Source organism: Streptomyces sp. NBC_00341 (assembly GCF_041435055.1).
Lineage (GTDB): Bacteria > Actinomycetota > Actinomycetes > Streptomycetales > Streptomycetaceae > Streptomyces.
Map to the genome: position 1 here is coordinate 2,282,875 of NZ_CP108002.1, position 20,676 is coordinate 2,303,550.

Here is a 20,676-nt window from a genome sequence, read left to right on the forward strand (position 1 = left end):
GACCATCGCACGATTCGCTCGTTCAGCTGAACGTGCGCCCACTGCCAGAGGTACCGTCAGCCGCCGCCCCGGTCGATGCGGAGCAGGCCGGGGCCTCGCTCGTCGAGCACTACCCGCGACTGGTCCGGCTCGGCTATCTCGTCCTGCCGCCCTCGCTGAGCCGCTCCCGGCGCGTTCTGGCGGCCCATGCCCTGGCCCAGCGCTCCCTGCAGGCCGCGCACCGGGCCGGTCCGGCGCCGGGCACGGGCCTCCCACTGCCACGCCGTCCCGGCCGTACGGCGGCGGCCGGGCCCGACTACGCGTCCGTCCGGCGGCGGGTGCTGCGCGGCGCCCTGGCGGCGGGGCTACCACTGCGGCGGCGGTGGTGGCCGGGGCGTGCCCAGTTGCCGCCCGTCCTTCCGCTGGTCTGGGGGCTGCGGCTGTTCCCGCACTCCGGCGGAGCGGACGAACTCGCGCTGGAGCAACGGCTCTGCGCGCTCTGCGGACCGGCACGTGCCGCGTTCGTCCTGCGCGGCCTGGAGTCGCTCGCGGACGGCGAGGTCCGGCGGGAGCTGGCCGCCGCCGGGGTGGCCGATCCGCACGCGGCCCTGCGGGAGGCGGACGGGGTCGACGCGCCCTACGCGCTGCTGGCCTCGCCCGAGTTCGACCCGTGCTCCCTCCAGGCCAGGCCGCCGGACCTGCCGCGCCGGCGCAGATACGCGCGGGCCGCGCTGGCCGCCGCCGCCGCGGCCGCCGTGTGCGGGACGCTGCTCGGGCTGCCGGGCGGCGGCTGGGGGCGCGGGGAGCCGGCCGCGCCCCCGTACGCGCGCAATCCGGCGGCGGAGGAGGCCCTGGAACCGGGGGCGCTGCGGATGGTCTCCGCGACGTTCTGGCGGCGCTCACCGCGTACCGACTTCACCGCGTGGCCCACCCGGGGCGACCGCACGGAGGACGTCCGGCTGCTGCGGCGGGCGCTGACGGTGTGGGCCCGGCCGGGCGGCGGGGTGCGGACGTCGGCGACGCCCGGGACGCCCGTGGGCCCACCGATGGGAGCCCCGCAGCTGCTGTACGCGGGCGAGGTGGGCGCGTCGGCCGTGGTGCTGTTCTACGACGGACTGCGCGTCGTGCGGTACGCGGAGCCCCGTAACGCCGATCCGTCCGAGGGCGCGGCGCTCGACTTCGCCCGGGTCGACGGGGCGGACGCGGCATCGGCGGGCGCCCTGGTCGTGGAACGCGCGGCCGGCCGGGTCCGCTACCTGACGGCGCCCTGGGTGCGGAAGGCGTCGCTGCGGGACCTGCTCGCGCCGGACCGGGCGCCGCGCCCGCTGCACCGCACCCCGGACGGGGTGACCGACGCACTGGCCGGTACCGGTTCCGCGGGCGGCTGCCGGTCCTGGGACGCGGTCGAGCTGTCCGACGGCACGACGGACCGGCTGGTGACGGATCTCGGTGAACTCGCCCCGGCCCGGCTGACCTCGGGCCCGCCCTCGGAGCCGCACGACGTGGCGGGGCGGTCGGAGCTGGAGAGCTGGGCGCGCACCGCCTGTCTGCTCCCTTCGGTGCGCTCGCACGGTGTGCGCTCGGTCAACTCCTGGACGTACGCGACGCAGCCGCTGCCAGAGGCGGGCGGCTCCGCCAGGTGGCTGTGCACCCGGGCGGAGACCTGGCGGGGCACCGGGAGCCGGGTGCTCGCCCAGTTCCAGGCGCCGTCCGCGCGGCCGCCCGGGAGCCGTCCACCGGGGGCCGTCGCGGCGCGCTCCGAGGACTCCCCCGCGTGCGGGAAACGCACCCCGAGGGTGCTGGCGGGCGTGCTGTGGAAGTCGCCCGGCGGCCGGTGGTACGTACTCGCGGCGGGCAGCGAGCAGTTCACCTCGCTGACCACCTCGGGCGGGGTGAAGGGGAGTGCCCGGGGACGGCTGCTCGCGGTGCCCGCCGGGGCGGGCGACCGGGCACGGCTGAACGGGCGGCTGAGAGACGGCAGTCAGGTCGGGGCCCTGCGGTGAGGGCCGGCCGGGAACGGGCACAGGAATTCGCCGCAGGCCCCTGTTCCCAGGGCCTACCCCTCAGTACATTGACAACATGTCTAACACGCAGCCTGCGGCGGTCGCGTCGGAACGGATCGCGCTCAAGGCCCGGCGGGTCTCCTTCGCCTGGGACCGGACGCCCCTGCACTGGGTACCGGGCGATCCGTTCACCACGCACACCATCAACGTGCTCCATCTGCTGCTCCCGGCCGGGGAACGCTGGTTCATCCACGTCTACCGCCAGGTGCTGCCGTACATACATGACGAGCAGTTGCGCGAGGACGTCATCGGGTTCATCGGCCAGGAGGCGATGCACTCCCAGGCCCATGACGACGTACTCCCGCACCTGAGGGAGCTGGGCCTCGACCCGACCCCGTACACGGCCCAGGTCGACTGGCTCTTCGAGAAGCTGCTCGGGGACCGGACGCTGCCGCCGGGCCGGGCGCGCAAGTGGTGGCTGATGGAGCGGGTGGCGACGATAGCGGCCATCGAGCACTACACCGCGTTCCTCGGTGACTGGGTCCTGAACGCGCGGGAGCTGGACCGGCGCGGCGCCGACCCCACCATGCTGGACCTGCTGCGCTGGCACGGCGCGGAGGAGGTCGAGCACCGCTCTGTCGCCTTCGATGTGTTCTGCCACGTCGACGGCGGATACCGGCGGCGGGTGCGGACCTGGGCGACGGCGTTCTCCGCCCTGGCCTTCCTCTGGCAGCGCGGCGCCCGGTTCTTCATGGCGAACGACCCGAGCCTGCTGGACGGCAAGGCGTCGTTCGGGCAGTTCTACCGCAGCGGCAGGCGCGGCACCCTGCCCAGCACACCTTCGATGCTGCGGTCCATACCGCGCTATCTGAGCCGTTCGTACCACCCCTCGCAGGAGGGCAGTACGGCGCAGGCCGTCGACTACCTCAACCGCTCGCCCGCCGCCGTCGCGGCCGAGGCCCGTACGACGGAAGCCGGCTGACCATGCCCCTGCCCCTCCCCCGGCCGCGCACCCTCGTCGTGGTGGCCGCCGCCGCGCTGCTCGCCAGGCGGGCGATGCGCCGCCGCATAGAGACGTCCCCGCTGTGGCCGCTGCCGGCCCTCGACGAGCCCATATCCGGTCACTCGCAGCGCCGTTCGACCACCGGCAGGCGGCTGACGGTCACCGAGCGCTCCACTCCCGCGGACGGGGTCGTACTGCTCCGCCTGAAGGGCTCCGGTCTGCCGCGCTGGCAGCCCGGCGCCCATCTGGACCTGGTGCTGCCGTCCGGTCTGGTCCGCCAGTACTCGCTGTGCGGCGACCCGGCAGACCCCGACACGTACACCGTCGCGACCCGGCTCGACGAGGACGGCCGGGGCGGCTCCAGAGAGGTGCACGAGCGGCTGCGCGAGGGCGACGAGGTCGAGGTCCGCGGCCCGCGCAACCGCTTCCCGCTGGCGGACGCCCCCGCGTACGTGCTGGTCGCGGGCGGCATCGGGATCACGCCGGTACTGCCGATGCTGCGCGCCCTCGCCGCCGCCGGGGCGGACTGGCGGCTGCTGTACGGAGGCCGCAGCCGGGCGACCATGCCGTTCCTGGAGGAGATCGCGGAGCTGGACGCGGACGGCGGCCGGGTCACCGTCGTACCGCAGGACGAGGCGGGCCACCCGGATGTCGCGGCGGCGCTGGCGGGCGCGGCGCCGGGCACGGCGGTGCACTGCTGCGGACCGCAGCCCCTGATGGACGCGGTCGCCGCCGCGCTCCCGCCCGGCTGCACCCTGCACCTGGAACGCTTCACCGCGGCGGCCCAGGACGCCACCGGCTCCGCCCCGTTCGAGGTGGAGCTGCGCCGCTCCGGCCGCACGGTCCGGGTGGCGGCGGGCCAGTCGGCGCTGGCCGCCGTGCGCGCGGAGCTGCCGCACGTCTCGTACTCCTGCGAGCAGGGCTTCTGCGGTACGTGCCAACAGCGCGTCCTGGAGGGCGAGGTGGACCACCGGGACGAGCTGCTCGACGACGCGGAGCGGCAGGACTCGATGCTGCTCTGCGTGTCCCGGTGCCGGGGCGAGCGGCTGGTACTGGACCTCTAGGTCGTGTGCCGGACCTGCCGGTCGGTACGCTGGTCCCCATGACGACCGGGGTGCGGCGCAGGATGGGCGTCGAGGAGCGCAGACAGCAGTTGATCGGTGTCGCGCTGGAGTTGTTCAGCCACCGCTCCCCCGACGAGGTCTCGATCGACGAGATCGCCGCCGCCGCCGGGATCTCGCGGCCACTGGTCTACCACTACTTCCCGGGCAAGCAGAGCCTGTACGAGGCGGCGCTGCGGCGGGCGGCCGACGAGCTGGCGACCCGGTTCCTGGAGCCGCGCGAAGGCCCCCTGGGCTCCCGGCTGTTGCGGGTGATGGGGCGGTTCTTCGACTTCGTCGACGAGCACGGCCCCGGCTTCGCCGCACTGATGCGGGGCGGCCCGGCCGTGGGCTCGTCGACGGCGAACGCGATGATCGACGGGGTGCGGCAGGCGGCCTGCGAGCAGATCCTGGCCCACCTGGGGGTCGAGGAGCCCCCGGCCCGGCTGGAGTTGGTCGTCAGGTCCTGGGTTTCGCTCGCCGAGTCGACGGCCCTGATCTGGCTGGACGGTCGGCACATCCCGCGCGCCGAGCTGGAGTTGCAGCTCGTGCACGACTTCGCGGCGCTGGCCGCGGTGAGCGCCGCGTACGACGAGGAGATGGCGGGCATCGTGCTGCGGATCCTCGCGCAGGAGCCGGCGGACGGGCCGTTCGGAGACCTGCTGGTGCGGCTCTCCGCGCTGGCACCCGCCGTACCGGCCGTGCCTCCGCAACGCCTCCCGTAGCGTCAGGCGCTGCGGTAGGAGGGGTCGAGATCGCGGGTCTCGGCCGAGAGGTGCAGGGTCAGCCCGTCGGCCGGCCGGATGCGGGCGGCCAGCAGCTCCAGTACCGATTCGGTGAGCCGGGCCTTGGTCTCCGGGGTGCGGCCGGCCAGCAGCGCGATCTCGATGTGCACGAGCGCGTCGCCGTCGGGCGCGTCCGCCACCGCGGTCTCCTCGATCCGGCGGAAGCGGGTCTTGCAGGCGGTGATCTTCGTGGCTACCGTCTCGGCGATCAGCGGGTGCAGTGCGCCGGTGAAGCCGGCCCGGTCGAAGGTGTCGTCGAGCTCGGCGGAGTAGTCGACGGTGATCTGCGGCATAGCGGGGCTCCTGGGCAGGGCGGGGGGACAGACGTTACGCCCCCACCCTTTCCCGGACCTGGGAGGGCGCACAAGCGGGAATCACTGGGTGAGCTGTTCTGTGCGCGAAGCGCTCAGTTGACGCCCCCGTCGAACCGGGTGCTGACGACACCGCCCGTTCCGGGGAACGACTTCTCTCCGGTCAGATAGGGCTCATACCGCGTCCGGCCGAGCAGGTGGTCAGCGAAGTAGGCGCCTGCGTAATCCTTGGTGATCCGGCGCTGCCGCTGCTCCGAGAGTTCCTTCTGATCGGTTCGGGGGGCGGTGGCTTCGGGGAACTGGGACTCGCAGGTGCCTGGCTTGCTGCCGGGAACGGCGTCGTCATGTGCGCCGACCTGACCGCTGCTGGGCGACCACTGCCTGTTGTAGAAGTCGTGAACACCGCCGCGCACCGTGTACTGGGCTATCGGCGCGCTGTTGTCGTCCTTGTTCCAGTCGAAGAACTCTCCGGTGTTCACCTGGTCACACGTGCCCCACATCACCGCGAACGACGTCTTGGTGATGGGTGCGACGTCCCAGGTGGCGGTGGGTGCGAGAGCGAAGGCGGCCTTGATGGACACGCCTTTGGGCCACGTGGCGCGGCTGCTGTCGGCGATCTCCTGCATCACTCCGCCGCCGCCCATGGAGTGCCCCACCAGCCCGACGTTCCGCAAGTCCACATGGTTCTTGAAGTCCACCGGTGACGGACGTCCGGACCCGGCGTCGACGAAGCTGCCACGCAGCGGTCCCTCGCCCGTCGACGACAATGTCTGCCACATGCGCAACTGGGCGTTGATCAGTGCCGCGCGCTCCTGATAGACCGTGTCGGCCTGGCCGTCGGACGTCGAGTTGATGCCGTTCGCACCGATGGAGACAACGACGAACCCCCGGCTCGCCAGATCACGGCCCAGGTAGTCGTATCCGAGATAGCTGGGGATCTGCCGCACCCCAGGCGCGCACGGCCATGCCGACAGCCGGTCCGAGGCGGCCTCGATGATCGCCTCCTGCTTCGCCGCGTCGGCCGTGTCGCCGCTCTGCTCGTCCTCCGCCAGCGCGGCCTGCGCGGCGGTGAGTGACCTGGAGGCGTCGGCGTCGGCACAGGTGTCCCAGAATCCGTGCTCGATCATGATCAGCGGGTGGGTGCCGGAGGAGATGTCGTCGGGGTAATAAACAGCCCCGTTCAGCTCGTTGTCGCCCAGGTATCCGAGAGAATCGGGTGGCGGAAAAGCCTCGTCGCCCAGGTTGTAACGCACCTCGCTCACCCCCTGCCGCGCAGGCTGGGTACTGGACCCGCCGGCGGTGGCGAACGCCTCTGCCGAGGTGAAGCAGACAGCGCAGGCTGTTACGGGCGCGGCAAGCAGCAGCAACTTCGCACGCGCTGTGCGTCCACGTTTCATATCGGCCTCTTCCATGTGGAACGTAAATGTCGATCATTGCGATGGCTCTTGAGTGCTGGGCGGTTGCTCACGCGGCTCGGCACTCAGGCCCGCCGGGCCCGGTCGTACAGCGGCTCGGTGATCGCCGAACTGAACTGCGGACCGACGAGGTAGCGGGCGCAGCCGTCGTGGGAGGGATCGGCGCAGGGGGCGCCCTTGGCGTCGAAGAACGCGCTCTGCGTGTTGTCGCCGACCACGGTGCCCACACCGGTCACCGGGTTCAGGCCGGTGATCCGCGGTCCGCCGCTGGAGCCGCCGCCCATGACGCACGGCGGGCCGAACAGACCGGGCGGCTCGGGGAACTCGACCGTGCCGGGGTATTCCCTGGCCGTCCCTGAGCAGTACGCAAGACGTTCACCGGTGTACTCGGGCAGGCCCTCACGCGCCGGGTCGGCGCTGGCGCGCGGGTAGCCGAGGGAGTCGCTGGGCACGTCGCCGGGCCGGTCGAAGCCGATCCTCTGCGCCGTCCCGACCGCATCCTGCGCCCTCTGGCCCCGCTCGTCCGGGTTCAGCACGACGAACGCCTGGTCGTAGGCGTCGTACGTCTCCGCATGTTGCTGGTCGTTGGCCAGCCAGGTGGAGCCGACGACGCCCATGCGGCCGACGAACTTGCCATAGGGCGCGTGACCGTCGTGGTAGCCGGGCACGAACATCTCGTTGGTCGCCCACTGGTTGTTGTCGCCCAGCAGGTCGGTGTTGTTCACGCAGTGGCCCGCGGTCACCACGGTGCTTCGGTTGGCGCTCCGGATCACGGTGGCGGTGCAGCTGCTGTCCTCGCCGTGGTCGGTGAAGAACAACCGCCCGACGGTCCCCGGCAGCGCGCCACCGTTGGTCCAGGGCGCGCCGTCGGGGCCGCTGGTGGGCGGGTTGCCGGACGTCGGCGTGGTGAGCGCGGCGATGCGCTCGGGCGTCCAGTACTGGAGCACCGACCGCTGCTGTGCCGCGGTGACCGCCTGTTGGTGGACGGCCACCGGGCCTGCCGCGGGGCGTTCCGCCGCGTGCGCGGGGGCCGCGGTCAGCAGAGACATGCCTACGGTTGCCGCCGCCGCTGCCGCCGCGGTGATGCGCCGGGACGGACGGAGGGTCGGCCGACGGGACGGACTGGGGAGGTATCGCATGGCGTGGAGGGTACGGAGAGGATGTCAGCAAGCTGTCAGATTCGTGTTTCCCGCTGATGCGCGCGCCCAGCCCCGCGACGTCGCCCGCCAATTGCCGGGCCCTCTAGGGTCTTTCGTTTGGATCAGGCCGGATCAGGGAGCGGGGCCTGGTGCGTGCAGCTGCAAGGCGGAGGATTGAGGCAAATGGGGTCTCCCCTGCTCGAACGAAGTTGAGAGCTTGGGGAAGTACCAGGCGCCGCCGGGCAGGCGGGACTTTCAAAACATTAGGTGAGCAGTTCGCCGTGGAGGGCGAGCGCCAGGCCCGCTTCCGCGCTGTCGGCCCGGCCCCGGTCGAAGGCCCGCTGGTAGGCGGCGTCACCGACGGACTCGCGGGCCTGGCGTTCGCAGGCCTCGCGCAGCGGGCCCAGCTCCGGGGTGCCGCGCTGCGGGTGGCCGACCATCCGCCAGTAGAGCTGCCCGGTGCCGTACACCCGGGCGGCGTGGGCCCCCTCGCCCTGGGCGGCGACCGCGGCGGCCAGGATGTCCAGGCCGAGGGCGATGCCGAAGCTGTCGCGGAGCCGGTGCTTGCCGGTGAGCATGGACCGGGCGTGCGCGGCGGCCGCCTCTGCCCGGCCCTGGAGGAGGGCGATCAACGCGAGCTGGTAGTCGACGTAACTGCGGGTCCAGCACTCGTCCATGGCCTGGCAGGCCGCGCGCAGGACGACCGCGGCCTCGGCTGCCTCGTCCAGTCGGCCGAGGCCGGTGAGGGCGAAGACGGTGATCAGGTGGCAGCGCAGCCGGTAGGTCGATTCGAGCGGGGTACCGGCCTCTGTGCTGCGCAGCACCCGGTCCACCTCGCGCAGGCTCAGTTCGGGCCGGCCGACCATCAGGTGGGTGAGGCCGCGCAGGTACGCGGCGGCGAGGACGCCCTCGTCGGCCCCGTCCTCCGCGGCCGCCCGTACGCATTCCTCCCCGATCCGCTCGGCGGCCGGGTAGTCGCCCTGGAGCATCACGCAGATGCCGAGCACCCACAGGGCCCGGGTGCGGTGCGGGCCCCGTGCGGGGCCGGCGTCCAGGGCGCGCTGGGCGTAGTCGCGGGTCTGCGGCAGGTGGCCGCAGCAGCACCAGAAGAAGCCGATCCGGCCGGCCATCTCCTGGGCGGCGGCGGTGTCGTGGGTGAGCAGGTGGTCCAGGGCCGCGCACAGGTCGGCGTGCGTGTCGGCGATGCGGTGGTACCAGCTGATCTGGTCGTCGCCGGTCCAGCCCGCGTGGGCGCTGCGGGCCAGTTGCAGGAAGCAGGCGGCGTGCCGGTCGGCCGCGGCGCGTTCCTCCCCGAGTTCGGCGAGCCACATCCGGCCGTACTCGCGGATGGTGTCCAGCATCCGGTGGCGGGTGCCGTCGCGCACGACGACCGATTTGGCCACCAGGCCGCGCAGCGCCGTGGCCACCCCGTCCCCGGTGAGCGGTCCCCCGGCGCAGACCTCGCGGGCGGTCGCCTCGTCGAAGTCGCCGCGCAGCACGGTCGCCCGCGCCCAGAGCAGCCGTTCCAGCGGGGTGCACAGCTCGTGGCTCCAGCCGATGGTGGTGCGCAGGGTGCGGTGGCGCTGCGGGCGGATCGAGTCGTCGGCGAGCAGGTCGAGGCGGGAGCCGATCCGCAGCGCGATCTGCTCGACGGTGTGCCGGCCGGTGCCCGCCGCCGCGAGTTCGATGGCGAGCGGGATGCCCTCCAGCCGCCGGCAGATCTCGGCGGCCGCCTCCGCGGTGCCCGGTTCGTCGAACCGGGTGCCGGGGGCGATCGCGGCGACCCGGGCCCTGAACAGCGCGAGGGCGTCCGCCGCGCCGTCGACGGGCAGCGGGTCCACCTCGACCAGTTGCTCGCTCTTGATGCCGAGGGGCTGTCTGCTGGTGGCGAGCACCGTGAGTCCGGGTGAGGTGGTGAGGATCTCCCCGAGGAGGTGGGCGCAGGCGGGGCGCAGATGTTCGCAGGAGTCCAGGACGAGCAGCAGCCGCTTGTCCGCGAGCCACTCGCAGAGCACGTCCATGGGCATCCGCAGGGTGTGGTCGCTGAGCCCGACCGCGTCGGAGACGGTGGCCAGGAGCAGTCCGTCGTCGTGCAGCGGGGCGAGGTCGGCCCACCAGACGCCGTCGCGGTATCCGGGTTCGGCGCGGCCGGCCGCGCGGACCGCGAGGCGGGTCTTGCCGACCCCGCCGGAGCCGGTGAGCGTGGTCAGCCGACGGGTGGCGAGGGCGCGCTCGATCCGGCCCAGCTCCGTCTTCCGTCCGACGAAGCTCGTGGTCTCCTCGGGGATGTAGCTCACCATCGTCACCGTCGCTGAACAGGTGGAGAGGCCGTTGCCCGGCCCCCGGGCCCGGTACGGCACCGGGCCGACGGCGCGGCTGCCGGTGCGTACGGGTTCGGGGCCGGGACCCGGCCGGGTGGAGTGGGGAGGGGTCGCCCGGGAGTGTGATGCTGCGACTCTCCCCGGCGGCTGGCCTCACGGTAGACCTGTTCCGGTCAGCGTGCCGAGAACACCGCCACTGTGCGTCCCGGAACGGTGAAACTTCCCGAACTCCGCCCGTAGGTCGCCTCCTTGACGGTAAGATCCGCGCCCGCCGCCTGGACGGGGTGCAGGGTGTAGTTCCGGCCCGCCAGGGCGGTGACCTTCTGCGTGGTGGTGCCGGGGGTGGCGTTGAGGACGACCACCAGCTTCCCGAGCCGCATGGTGATCACTCCCGGGGTCTCGTTCCGGCCGGAGAGCGGGAAGGAGAGCGCGGACTGCACCTGCCCGGCGGTGGAGAGGCCGAAGTCCTTCTCGGTGGCGCGGATGGTGAGCAGGTCCCGGTAGGCGGCCGAGGCGCCGTTGATCTGCGCGCAGCCGGGGCTGACCGCCGGGTTGGTCAACAGCGGCTTGGCGTAGGGCCACTTGGCCTCGTTGTCGGCGGCGGGCGGCAGTCCCCGGCCGAAGCCGTTGCCCGCGCGGCAGTCCCAGTGCAGGGCGTTGAACCAGTCGCCGCTGTCGAAGGAGTTGCGGTCCAGCGACTTGGAGCGCAGCAGGTCGGTGCCCGCCTGGGAGAGCGAGGGGCCCTGCGAGAGGGTGGCCGTCGCCATGGCCAGGACCTGCATACGGGCCCGGTCCGCGGCCGGGGTGCCCGCCGGGAGCTTGAAGGCGAGGGTGTCGTAGAGCGTCTCGTTGTCGTGGGCGTCGGCGTAGGCCAGCGCGTCGCCGGGGGCGGCGGCGTATCCGGCCGGGGCCCCGTTGTAGTCGATGTCGGAGCCCTTGACCGTGGCGCCGGAGCTGTCGGTGAAGGTGTACCCGGCGAGGCTGCCGGTGAGCCCGACCTTGATCAGGTCCTGGTAGTGCAGCAGCCGGGCCTTCTGCTCGGCCTTCGTACCGTTGTGGGTGGAGGTGTTGGGGTCGGTGTAGAGGCCGGTGGCGAAGCCCTGGACGCCGGGGTCCTCGTCGAACGGGGAGCCGCCGCGCACGGCGTCGCGGGCCCGGTCGGAGAAGGTGGCGATGCCGGTGCCGGCCATGTTCTTCTGGGTGGCCTGGACGAAGCGGGCGTCGTCGGCGATCTCACCGAAGTTCCAGCCCTCCCCGTACAGGATGATCTTCTTCCCGTCCACGCCGTCCTTGGCGGTCGTCAGGGCGTCGAGGGCCTTGCGGACGGCCAGGATGTTGGCCTTGGGGTGGTGCCCCATCAGGTCGAAGCGGAAGCCGTCGACCTTGTACTCCTTGGCCCAGGTGACGATCGAGTCGACGACGAGCTTGCCCATCATGGTGTTCTCGGGCGCGGTGTTGGCGCAGCAGGTGGAGGTGGCGACGGTGCCGTCCTCCAGGAGCCGCTGGTAGTAGCCGGGCACGATCCGGTCGAGGACGGATTTGGCGTCCTGGCCGGAGGCGACGGTGTGGTTGTAGACGACGTCCATGACGGTCCGCAGACCGGCGCCGTTGAGCCCCTGCACCATCTGCCGGAACTCGACCGTGCGCCGGGTGCCGTCCGGGTCCGAGGCGTACGACCCCTCCGGGACGGTGTAGTGCAGCGGGTCGTAGCCCCAGTTGAAGCCGTCCTTCGCGGCGGCCTTCGCCACGCAGGCCTGCTGTTCGGCGGAGTCGGGGGCGTAGACGGACAGCTCGCAGGCCGGCTTCTGCTGGTCCTTCTTCTTCTCGGGAATGGTGCCGATGTCGAAGGCGGGCAGCAGGTGGACGTAGCTGGTGCCGGAGTCGGCGAGCTGCTTGAGGTGCTTCATCCCGTCGGAGCGGGTGTCGGTGAAGGCGAGGTACTCGCCTGGGTGCTTGGAGGTGGGGTCCGCGATCGAGAAGTCGCGGATCTGGAGCTCCTGGATCTGGGCGTCGCGCAGCGGCACGGCGGCGGGCTTGCGCAGGGTGCTCCAGCCCTTGGGCGCGAGCTTCGCGTCGTCGAGGTCGACGACGAGGCTGCGGGCGGAGTCGGTGGTCAGCGCGGTGGAGTACGGGTCGGTGACCTTGTTGGTGACGAACTTCTGGACGGTGGGCGCCCAGACGTCCACGACGTACCGGTAGGTCTTGCCGGTCCAGTTCTTCTTGCCGGTGACGGACCAGACGCCGGTGCGGTCGTCGCGCCGCATCGGTACGGCCTTGCCGTCGAGTTCGAGCGCGACGGTACGGGCGGTGGGCGCCCAGACGGACAGGGTGGGCGTGCCGTGCCGGAAGACCGGTCCGAGGGCGGCGCCGCTCGCCCGCTTCCCGTAGAGGTCATCGAGCACACCGGCGCTCTGTACCCCGGTGGCGGCGAGCAGGGCGCCGTTGGCCGCGCGCTGGGTGGCGATCAGTTGGCCGCGCAGGGCGTCACGGACCCGGTCCCGGTCGCGGGCGTCCACGGTGAACGCCGGGTAGTCCTTGAGGTGCGGGTACTTCGCCTTCTGCGCGTCGGTCAGCGCGGACGGGCTGAGCCGCAGCCACCGCCCCTCGTCGGAGAGCGCGCCGTCGATGACGGAGATGCCGCCGCCCGATGCGTAGACGAGCTGCTGGCTGGTGGCCTCGGTGGCCTTCACCATCCAGACGACGGTGTCGGCGTCGATCCACTGCGCCTCGGCCTCGGTGAGGTCGGGGGCGGGTGCGCCGCCGGTCTGCGGCAGCAGGTAGCCGGCCGTGCCGCCGAGCATCCAGACCTCGTGGCCGTAGGTGGCCAGGTCGAGTGACTGGTCGCTGGGCAGGTCCTTCTCGTCGCCCCGGTGCAGGATGTAGCTGAGCGCGGTGGCCCCTTCGGTGAGCGGGACCTCGAAGGTGAGGCCGGAGGCGTCCTTCTTCACCGGCTGGAGCGGCTTGGACCAGTCGGTGGGCTCCGCGGCCCCGGTCCAGGTGTGCAGCCCCCAGCCGTCGTAGTCGCCGTCGGCCCGGTAGTAGTGCAGGACGGCCTTGCCGGTGTCCTGGGGCGGGTAGGCACCCTCGGGGGCGGCGGCGGACTGGCCGTCCTCGCCCTGCGCGATCCAGACCTGTCCGGTCGCGGCGAGGTCGACGGTCCGCTCCGGCCCGTCGGCGGTCCCGGCCTTCTCGACGGTGTACGGGACGGAGGAGGCCCCCTCGGGCACCTTGATCCAGGCGAACGCGCCGTAGGCGTCCCGCCCGGCGAAGTCCGCGGTGGTCTCGCCGGACCCGGCCTGCCAGCCCTCGTAGTCGCCGTCGGCGCGCTTGTAGTGGATGACGGCGTAGTCGCGTTCGACGGCGACGGGCTTCGCGGGCGGCGGTGCCTGCCCGGCGGTGGAGGAGGCGAGGACGCTCGCGGTGCGCCCGGCGCGGTCGACGACAACGGCCTTGTAGCGCAGGGGTGTTCCGGCGGCGGTCGTGCCGGCGATGGTCTGGGTGACCTTGTACGGGGCGTGGTCGGCGGTACCGAGCGTGGTCCACTTCCCGTTGCCCGTCTGGGCGGCGAAGACGACCCGGTTGAGCGAGCCGCCGTCCACGTCGGCGGTCAGCTCGACGGTGCCGGTGGCTCCGGCGGCCGGTGCCTTCAGGGAGATCGTGGGCCTCGCGGCGGGCGCGCCCAGCGGCTTCCCGGCCCGGAGCACGATGCTGGAGAGGGCCGGGACGGTGACAGTGATCTTCTTGTCGGCGCCGCTGCGGACCGTACCGGAACCGCCGTACAGGGTACGGAAGTCCATCCGGGCGGACTCGGTCGGCAGCTCGACGGTCTTCGCGGCCGTGCCGTTGTTGGTGGCCACGACGTACTCGTCGCCGCGCGCCGGGTCCGTACGGGAGAAGGCGTAGACGGAGCCCTCGGCGTACCGCTCGGTCTGCACCCCGTCCCGCAACGCCGGGTTCTTGGCGGTCAGCTCGGACAGGGCGGCGATCGACCGGTAGAGCGGGTGCTTCGTGTCGTACGCGTCGGAGGCGTGCGTCCGGTCCGTGCCCAGCTCGTCGTCGTCGAGGTAGTCGGCGGTCTTCGAGGCGAACATGGTCTGGCGGGCGTCCTTGTCGCCCCCGGCGCCCGTGAAGCCCTGCTCGTCCCCGTAGTAGACGACGGGGTTGCCCCGGCTGAGGAACATCAGCTCGTTGGCGAGTTCGGCGCGCTTGACCAGCTCCGCGTCATCGGCCTTCGGGTTGTCCTGCTTCAGGAAGGTGCCGATGCGGCCCATGTCGTGGTTGCCGAGGAAGGTCACCTGCTCATAGGCGTTGGCCTTGTCGGTCGTGTACCGGTAGTCGTCACCGAAGACGGCGGCGAGCTTCGAGGCCGGGGCGCCCTGCGAGGCGTACTGGCGGGCCGCCTCCTGGAACGGGAAGTCCAGCGTCGCGTCCAGCCGCCCCTGGGTGACGTAGGGCGAGGTGATCGCGGTGTCGGCGGAGTAGACCTCCCCGAACATGAAGAAGTCCTCGCGCCCGTGCTTTGCCGCGTAGGTGTCGAGCGCGGTGGCCCACTGGGTCCAGAAGTCCAGGTCGACGTGTTTGACGGTGTCGATCCGGAACCCGTCGATATCGAAGTCGCGGACCCACTTCTCGTAGATCTTCTCCATCCCGGAGACGACCTCGGGCCGCTCGGTCCACAGGTCGTCGAGCCCGGAGAAGTCGCCGTACGTGGTGGACTCGCCGGCGTAGGTCGAGTCACCCCGGTTGTGGTACATCGTGGGGTCGTTGAGCCAGGCCGGCGTCTTGCCGCCGGAGGTGACCGGCTTGTACGGGAAGGAGTCGGCGTCCACCTTCGCCATGCCCGCGGCGTCGTCGAAGGGCCGGCCGTCGCGGTCGAGGTACGGGTAGGCGCCCTTGGGCTTGTACCCGTAGGTCTTCTCGGCGTAGTCGACGGTGTCGGCGGTGTGGTTGGTGATGACGTCGAAGAAGACCTTCATGCCCTTGCCGTGGGCCTTGTCGATCAGCTTCGTCAGGTCGGCGTTGGTGCCGAAGTGCGGGTCGACCTGAGTGAAGTCGGTGATCCAGTAACCGTGGTACCCGGCCGAGGCGTCCTTGCCGGTGCCCTGGACGGGCCGGTTCTTGAAGATCGGCGCGAGCCAGATGGCGGTGGTGCCGAGCCCCTTGATGTAGTCGAGCCTGTTCGTCAGCCCCTTGAGGTCGCCGCCCTGGTAGAACCCCTTGTCGGTGGGGTCGTACCCGGTCTCCAGCCGCGAACCGGTCAGCCCGCCCCGGTCGTTGCCGGTGTCGCCGTTGGCGAACCGGTCGGGCATCACGAAGTAGAACTGCTCGCGGGTCAGGTCGTGCCGGGCGGGCTCCGCGGCCAGCTTCGCGTCCGAGGGCGCGGTGGGCGGCCTTGCCGCCGCGGCGGGCAGCGCGGGCACGAGGGCCGCGCACAGGGCGGCCGCGACGACGGCGGCGGGCGCCGCTCTTCGCGCGGGCACGCGCGGGGACGGACGGTTCACTCGGGTTCTCCTCGAAGGGGTGTGGAGCCGGACGGGCAATCCAGCCCGTCCGGCGATTGAGGACACCGCGCGGCCGGAGACCGCGCGGCCGGCGGAGAGGCCTCAGCTCCGCCAGACGTCACCGGTCAGGGCGACCTTGCCGGAGGCCGGGACGGTGGCCGTGCGGTTGGCACCGCTCTCCCAGGTGACGTTGCCGCTCGCGTCCTTGCGGACGTACTTGTACGCGAACGTCGTACCGGCGGGCAGGCTCACGTCGAGCTTCCAGACGGGGTACGTGGCGGGGTCCAGCTTCAGCGCGGCGCCGGGGTTCCAGTTGCCGAGGGCGGGCTGGTCGCCGGTCACGTAGATGTTCTGGCCGAGCTGGGTGGTGGCGTTGACCCCGAAGGAGGCGCCTGAGGTGCCCGTACCGGGGTCGGTCGGGTCGGTCGGGTCGGTGCCGCCGCCGGAGCAGGTGCGGGCGCCGGTCTGGAGGGCGAGGGCCGTGTTGGCGCCGAGGGTGGCGGTGAACCGGCCCGAGCCGTCGACGGTGACGCCGTTGCCGGACTGGATGTCGCAGTAGTCACCGGCGGGCAGCGAGGTCTGGAAGGTCCGGCTCAGCGCGGCGCTCTCGTGGTTGATCGCGACATACGCCTTGGAGCCCCGGCCGAAGGCGATCTGATCGCCGCCGTTGTCCCACCAGTTCGTGACGGCCTCACCGCGGGCGGTGTTGCGGAAGCCGACCATGGAGGCGATCTCGCGCCAGGCGTGCTGGCACTTCCACCCGTCGCTGTAACAGGCGTTCACCGTGCCGCCGTTGGGAGGGCCCGCGTCCTTGTCCGACCACTCGTAGCCGGAGTGGACGTCGGGCGAACCGTAGGGCCAGGCCAGCATGAACACGCTGGCGAGGGTGTAGTCGGCACCGTCCTTGTAGTTCAGCGTCTCGCCGTTGCGCTCGGTGTCGTGGTTGTCGACGAACACCGCGGCCTTGGACGAGGACATGAAGCCCCAGCCCTCGCCGAAGTTCTTCAGGTTGGCGAGGTTCTCGTTGTTGAAGACCTGCTTCAGGCTGCGGGCGTACCGGAATTCCTGGACGTCCCCGGTGCCGGCGTACTCGTCGGGCGAGACGGCCTCACCGGCCCCGTATATCGCCTCCTGCTTCCAGTAGACGCCGGAGTTGGTCAGCCGGGATTTTATGTTGGCGAGATCCCCGGCGGGGATGTGCTTGGCGGCGTCGATGCGGAAGCCGTCGACACCGAGCGAGAGCAGGTCGTTGAGGTATCCGGCTATCCTGCCGCGTACGTACTCCTCACCGGTGTCCAGGTCGGCCAGGCCGACGAGTTCGCAGTTCTGGACGTTGGCGCGGTCGCCGTAGTTGCTGATCTGCGACTGGCAGTCGTTCATGTCGTTGACCGAGTACAGGCCGGGGTAGTCGTACTTGCTGTACGAGGACCCTCCGGTACCCGTACCGGAGCCGGCCGACATGTGGTTGATGACCGAGTCGGCCACCACCTTGACGCCCGCGCTGTGGCAGGCGCTGACCATGCCGGCGAAGGAGGCGCGGTCACCGAGCCGCCCGGCGATCCGGTAACTGACCGGCTGGTACGAGGTCCACCACTGCCCGCCCTGGATGTGCTCCTGGGGCGGGGAGACCTGTACGAAGCCGTAGCCGGCCGGCCCGAGGGAGTCCGTACAGGCCTTGGCGACCGAGTCGAACTTCCACTCGAAGAGAACGGCGGTGACGTCCTTGGAACCCGGGGCGGAAGCCTGCGCGTTCGTGGCGGGGACCACGAAGGCGGCGGCGGCCGCTACCAGGGCGAGCGCGGCAGACAGGGGTCTGCTGGCCATTGTTTCCTCCTGCGGTGGGGGAAATGCGGGTGACGGTTCAGCCTCGTCCGGCAACGCACCCTGCCCTCAAGGCTCCTGAAGGTTCTTGCTGCAAGAATGCAAACCTTGCCGCGGGGAGACCGTACGAGCCCACCGGGACCCGGTCAACCCTTTGGACACGACCCGCTCACACCCTGCTCACATCAACGAAATACCGCAGATTCCTTCCTGCAAGGACTTACGCAAAACATTGCAGCCCTGTTACGTTTCTCCCGACTCCGGTCCGGTCGGCCGGGGGTCCCGTTACCCCGGGCCCCACGCGCCCGGCAGGCCGGACCGGTCACGCACAAGAGGGGCACCTGGGGGTCACACTCCCCGCCGACCCGTCCGGGTCGACTCCCGGTGCCCCTCGCGTGCGTGACGGAGGGTCCTGCCCCCACTGCCGCCCGGCGCCTCACCCGTCATGATGGGCACCGAGCGGGGGCTGCTCCACGCCCCCACGACGACGACCACGTATGACGTCTTGGGAGAAATGGCATGGTGCGTACCGGGGTCTACCTCGCCCATCCGCGGCCGGGAAGCTTCAACCACGCGGTGTTCGACGCCGTGGTGCGGGAGCTCCGCGACCGGGGCAGCGAGGTGCTGGCGCACGATCTCTGCGCGGAGGGATTCGCGCCCGGGCTGACCGCCGACGAGACGGAGACGGTCAGGTCCGCCGCGGACGCCCCGGATACCCAACTGGCCTCGCACCGGGCGGAGGTGGCCACGCTCGACGCCATGGTGTTCGTCCACCCCAACTGGTGGGGCATGCCGCCCGCCGTCCTCACCGGGTGGGTGCAGCGCGTGATGGTGCCGGGCGTCGCCTACAAGCTGGGCGCGTCGGACGGGAAGCCGCAGGCACTGCTGAAGGCCGGCCGGGCGCTCGTACTGAACACCTCCGACACTCCCGCCGAGCGCGAGGCGGGCGAGTTCGGTGATCCGCTGGACAGGATCTGGTCGGCATGTGTCCTGCCCTACGTGGGAGTTACCGACGTGCGCCGGGTCGTCTTCCGGACGGTCACAGACTCCTCCGACGAGGACCGCGCGTCCTGGCTGCGCGAGGCCCGCGAGCACGCCCGTGCGCTGCTGGTCTGACGTGCGGGGCGGGCGTCACGGCCTCGGCGCTCCTGCTATGCGGGACACCACTTAGACTCGGCCCCCATGTGGCCAGGACAGCAGTCGCCCCCCGATCAGCCGGACCCGCGTGCCGAGTACCCCGGTTCGGGTCCCGAGCAGCCCGGTCGGCCGGGCCGCGACCTGCACTCCGCGCCGACCGTCGGCATGAGCGCCCCCGAACCGCCCCGCCGCTCCCGGAACCGGACCACCGTCGCCATCGTGACCGCTTCCGCAGTGGTCGTCGCGGCATGCGCGGTGACCGGCTTCCTGGTGCTCCGCGACGACGGGAGCGACAAGGCCGACCCGAAACCCGCGGCATCGGCCTCGGCGAGCCCCGGCAGCACCGACCGGACGGCGACCGGCGGCAACGGCCCCCTCGTCCCCGGCTGGAGCACCGTGGTGAACGCCCAGCGCGGCATCACGTTCGACGTACCGGCCTCCTGGGCCCGGAAGTCCGCGAGCTGGGTCAGCTACGTAGCGAAGGACGACGACCCCGAGGAGAAACCGCTGGTCGCCATGATGGGCCCCGCGGTACTCAAGGAGAAGTGGTGCACGTCCGACGACGACAAGAGCGGCACAGAGGAGGACACCCCGCTCGCCTCGACGGGGACCACCGGGGAGAAGGGCTCGAAGACCACCGCGGAGGCCGCGAAGGACACCGCGACCAACTGGGTCTACGGCGCCTACACCCAGCCCGACCGAACCCGCCTGACCATCGGTGAGCCCGAGTCCTACCGCACGAAAACGGGCATCGAGGGCAGCCTCGTGACCGTCACGTCGTCCGGCACACCGGCAAAGGGCAAGTGCGACGGCGACGGCAAGGCGGTGACGTTCGCCTTCAAGAACGCGAAGGGCGCCTTCGTGTCGTGGACCTACGTCGGCGCCCACGGAGTCCCCGACGAGGTCCCCGACACCACGATCCGCAAGATCCTCAGCACCGTACGGCTCTTCAAGAAGGGCGACGGGGAGGGCTGAGGGGCTCGGGCTGTGCGGTGACCGCGCCGGGTACGGCGGGTCCACGCGTTCGCGGCGGGGCCTCTCGCCGGCCGGGCAGCTCCGCCGGGCCAGGATTCCCCGGGGCTCCTGATAAGCCTCCGGTGAACGGGCGGCAGGCCCCTCCTCCCGGCGACCCACGGCCCCACGCCACGACGAAGCCACGCCTCGGCTCGTCCTCTCCCCTCATAGAGAGCGCCGGGCCCGGGGCGCTGCCCCGAGATTGGTCGCTGTGCCGGCTGTTGCCCGCCAGTGCAGGCTGGTCGTCGCTTGCGGAGCGGAGACAGGAGCGGACGACGGCCCCACCGGTCTGGAGCGCGCGGGCCGCGGCAGTGGACTGCCTTGGTCAAGCAAAGAACTCTGACAGCGTGTCAACGTTCACGGCTCTCTCAGCGAGAGATCCCATGGGACACCCCGCCCTCGCCACTTCGAACCGCTCACCGCCGCCGAGGCCGGCGCGGTCCTCGCAGCCACCCGCGAGCACCGGCTGAGCGCGCTCTTCGAATTCGCTCCGCACACCGGACTCCGCGAGGGCGAGCTCCTCGGCCTGCGCGGGGAAGACCTCGACCTGGCCGGCGGAACCGCCAGCATCCGCCGCACCCTCCAGCGCACCAACTCGGGTGGCCTGAGGCCCTCCCGACCAAGACCCAGAGTTCGGAGCGGCGGATCGCACTGCCCACCGAGTGTCTGCACTCCCTCGAACAGCACCGCGACCAGCAAGCTGAGGAACGCGAAAGCAGCGGGGACGGACTGGAAGGCGAGCGGCTACGTCTTTACCCGGCTCGACGGCTCCCCGATCGAGGGAGCCACCCTCACCCGGCACTTCAACGCTCTGCTCCGCCGGGCCAGGCTCCGCCGCATCCGGTTTCAGGACCTCCGACACTCGGCGGCGACCCTTCTCCTGGAACAGGGCGTCGAACTGGTCGTGATCAAGGAACTCCTCGGCCATGCCCACATTGGCGTCACCGCCACGGTGTATGCGCACGTTCGACTCCGCCTCCAGCGCCAGGCCATCGACACTCTGAGCGATGCCCTCCGCCATCCGGCAGAGGGCCCCGCCAAGCCCGACGACGGCGGCGATCCGCCAACTTGTGCAGCACCCGTCCGCTGACGTTGCCGTCAACTACTGCCGTCAAGACGCGCGAAGGCCCGATCGGAATTCCTTCCG

The 20,676-nt window shown here is 71.6% G+C and carries 13 protein-coding genes; 7 read left to right on the forward strand and 6 right to left on the reverse strand.

From position 1 onward, the window contains the following. Positions 1 to 32: 32 nt before the first annotated feature. The 4 genes from OG892_RS10155 (at position 33) to OG892_RS10170 (ending at position 4,810) form a co-directional block, all read left to right on the forward strand. The gene (locus OG892_RS10155; RefSeq protein ID WP_371628947.1) at positions 33 to 1,982 is read left to right on the forward strand and encodes a hypothetical protein; all 1,950 of its coding nucleotides are present in this window, start codon (positions 33 to 35) and stop codon (positions 1,980 to 1,982) included. Positions 1,983 to 2,058: 76 nt separating this feature from the next. Next, complete coding sequence (locus tag OG892_RS10160) at positions 2,059 to 2,964, forward strand: metal-dependent hydrolase (RefSeq protein WP_328867311.1); 906 nt, start codon at positions 2,059 to 2,061, stop codon at positions 2,962 to 2,964. Positions 2,965 to 2,972: 8 nt separating this feature from the next. After that, positions 2,973 to 4,049 carry a 2Fe-2S iron-sulfur cluster-binding protein gene (locus tag OG892_RS10165; protein WP_371631607.1) on the forward strand — a complete coding sequence of 359 codons (1,077 nt, stop codon included), beginning with the start codon at positions 2,973 to 2,975 and terminating at the stop codon, positions 4,047 to 4,049. A gap of 38 nt (positions 4,050 to 4,087) precedes the next feature. Further along, positions 4,088 to 4,810, forward strand: coding sequence for a TetR/AcrR family transcriptional regulator (locus OG892_RS10170; protein ID WP_073735990.1), 723 nt, complete (start codon positions 4,088 to 4,090; stop codon positions 4,808 to 4,810). A 2-nt stretch (positions 4,811 to 4,812) separates the two neighbouring features. On the opposite strand, the gene OG892_RS10175 is transcribed toward OG892_RS10170, so the two are convergent. The 6 genes from OG892_RS10175 to OG892_RS10200 all read right to left on the reverse strand — a co-directional run bounded on the left by OG892_RS10175 (position 4,813) and on the right by OG892_RS10200 (position 17,381). Beyond that, the gene (locus OG892_RS10175; RefSeq protein WP_073735692.1) at positions 4,813 to 5,163 is read right to left on the reverse strand and encodes a 5-carboxymethyl-2-hydroxymuconate Delta-isomerase; all 351 of its coding nucleotides are present in this window, start codon (positions 5,161 to 5,163) and stop codon (positions 4,813 to 4,815) included. A 113-nt stretch (positions 5,164 to 5,276) separates the two neighbouring features. Then, positions 5,277 to 6,443, reverse strand: coding sequence for an alpha/beta hydrolase (locus OG892_RS10180; protein WP_371628948.1), 1,167 nt, complete (start codon positions 6,441 to 6,443; stop codon positions 5,277 to 5,279). Positions 6,444 to 6,661: 218 nt separating this feature from the next. After that, positions 6,662 to 7,645, reverse strand: coding sequence for a serine protease (locus tag OG892_RS10185; RefSeq protein WP_371628949.1), 984 nt, complete (start codon positions 7,643 to 7,645; stop codon positions 6,662 to 6,664). Between the two features lie 353 nt (positions 7,646 to 7,998). After that, positions 7,999 to 10,035, reverse strand: a complete 2,037-nt coding sequence (locus tag OG892_RS10190; RefSeq protein ID WP_073735694.1) for a regulator — start codon at positions 10,033 to 10,035, stop codon at positions 7,999 to 8,001. A 194-nt stretch (positions 10,036 to 10,229) separates the two neighbouring features. After that, positions 10,230 to 15,557 (reverse strand): pullulanase-type alpha-1,6-glucosidase, encoded by a 5,328-nt coding sequence (pulA, locus tag OG892_RS10195; protein WP_371628950.1) that lies wholly within the window; start codon positions 15,555 to 15,557, stop codon positions 10,230 to 10,232. Positions 15,558 to 15,659: 102 nt separating this feature from the next. Further along, entirely contained in the window at positions 15,660 to 17,381 is a 1,722-nt protein-coding gene (locus OG892_RS10200; protein ID WP_371628951.1) for a carbohydrate-binding module family 20 domain-containing protein, read from the reverse strand. A 516-nt stretch (positions 17,382 to 17,897) separates the two neighbouring features. Between OG892_RS10200 and OG892_RS10205 the strand changes: the two genes are divergently transcribed. The 3 genes from OG892_RS10205 (at position 17,898) to OG892_RS10215 (ending at position 20,619) form a co-directional block, all read left to right on the forward strand. Then, entirely contained in the window at positions 17,898 to 18,494 is a 597-nt protein-coding gene (locus OG892_RS10205) for an NAD(P)H-dependent oxidoreductase (RefSeq protein WP_371628952.1), read from the forward strand. Positions 18,495 to 18,680: 186 nt separating this feature from the next. Further along, the gene (locus OG892_RS10210) at positions 18,681 to 19,490 is read left to right on the forward strand and encodes a hypothetical protein (protein ID WP_371631608.1); all 810 of its coding nucleotides are present in this window, start codon (positions 18,681 to 18,683) and stop codon (positions 19,488 to 19,490) included. A gap of 505 nt (positions 19,491 to 19,995) precedes the next feature. Continuing rightward, entirely contained in the window at positions 19,996 to 20,619 is a 624-nt protein-coding gene (locus OG892_RS10215; RefSeq protein ID WP_371631609.1) for a tyrosine-type recombinase/integrase, read from the forward strand. The last annotated feature ends 57 nt before the right edge of the window (positions 20,620 to 20,676 follow it).

Coding starts and splice junctions, on each gene's coding strand:
- OG892_RS10160 (WP_328867311.1), top strand. CDS start 2,059: ATGTCTAACACGCAGCCTGCGGCGGTCGCGTCGGAACGGATCGCGCTC.
- OG892_RS10170 (WP_073735990.1), top strand. CDS start 4,088: ATGACGACCGGGGTGCGGCGCAGGATGGGCGTCGAGGAGCGCAGACAG.
- OG892_RS10175 (WP_073735692.1), bottom strand. CDS start 5,163: ATGCCGCAGATCACCGTCGACTACTCCGCCGAGCTCGACGACACCTTC.
- OG892_RS10185 (WP_371628949.1), bottom strand. CDS start 7,645: ATGTCTCTGCTGACCGCGGCCCCCGCGCACGCGGCGGAACGCCCCGCG.
- OG892_RS10190 (WP_073735694.1), bottom strand. CDS start 10,035: ATGGTGAGCTACATCCCCGAGGAGACCACGAGCTTCGTCGGACGGAAG.
- OG892_RS10200 (WP_371628951.1), bottom strand. CDS start 17,381: ATGGCCAGCAGACCCCTGTCTGCCGCGCTCGCCCTGGTAGCGGCCGCC.
- OG892_RS10205 (WP_371628952.1), top strand. CDS start 17,898: ATGGTGCGTACCGGGGTCTACCTCGCCCATCCGCGGCCGGGAAGCTTC.
- OG892_RS10210 (WP_371631608.1), top strand. CDS start 18,681: ATGAGCGCCCCCGAACCGCCCCGCCGCTCCCGGAACCGGACCACCGTC.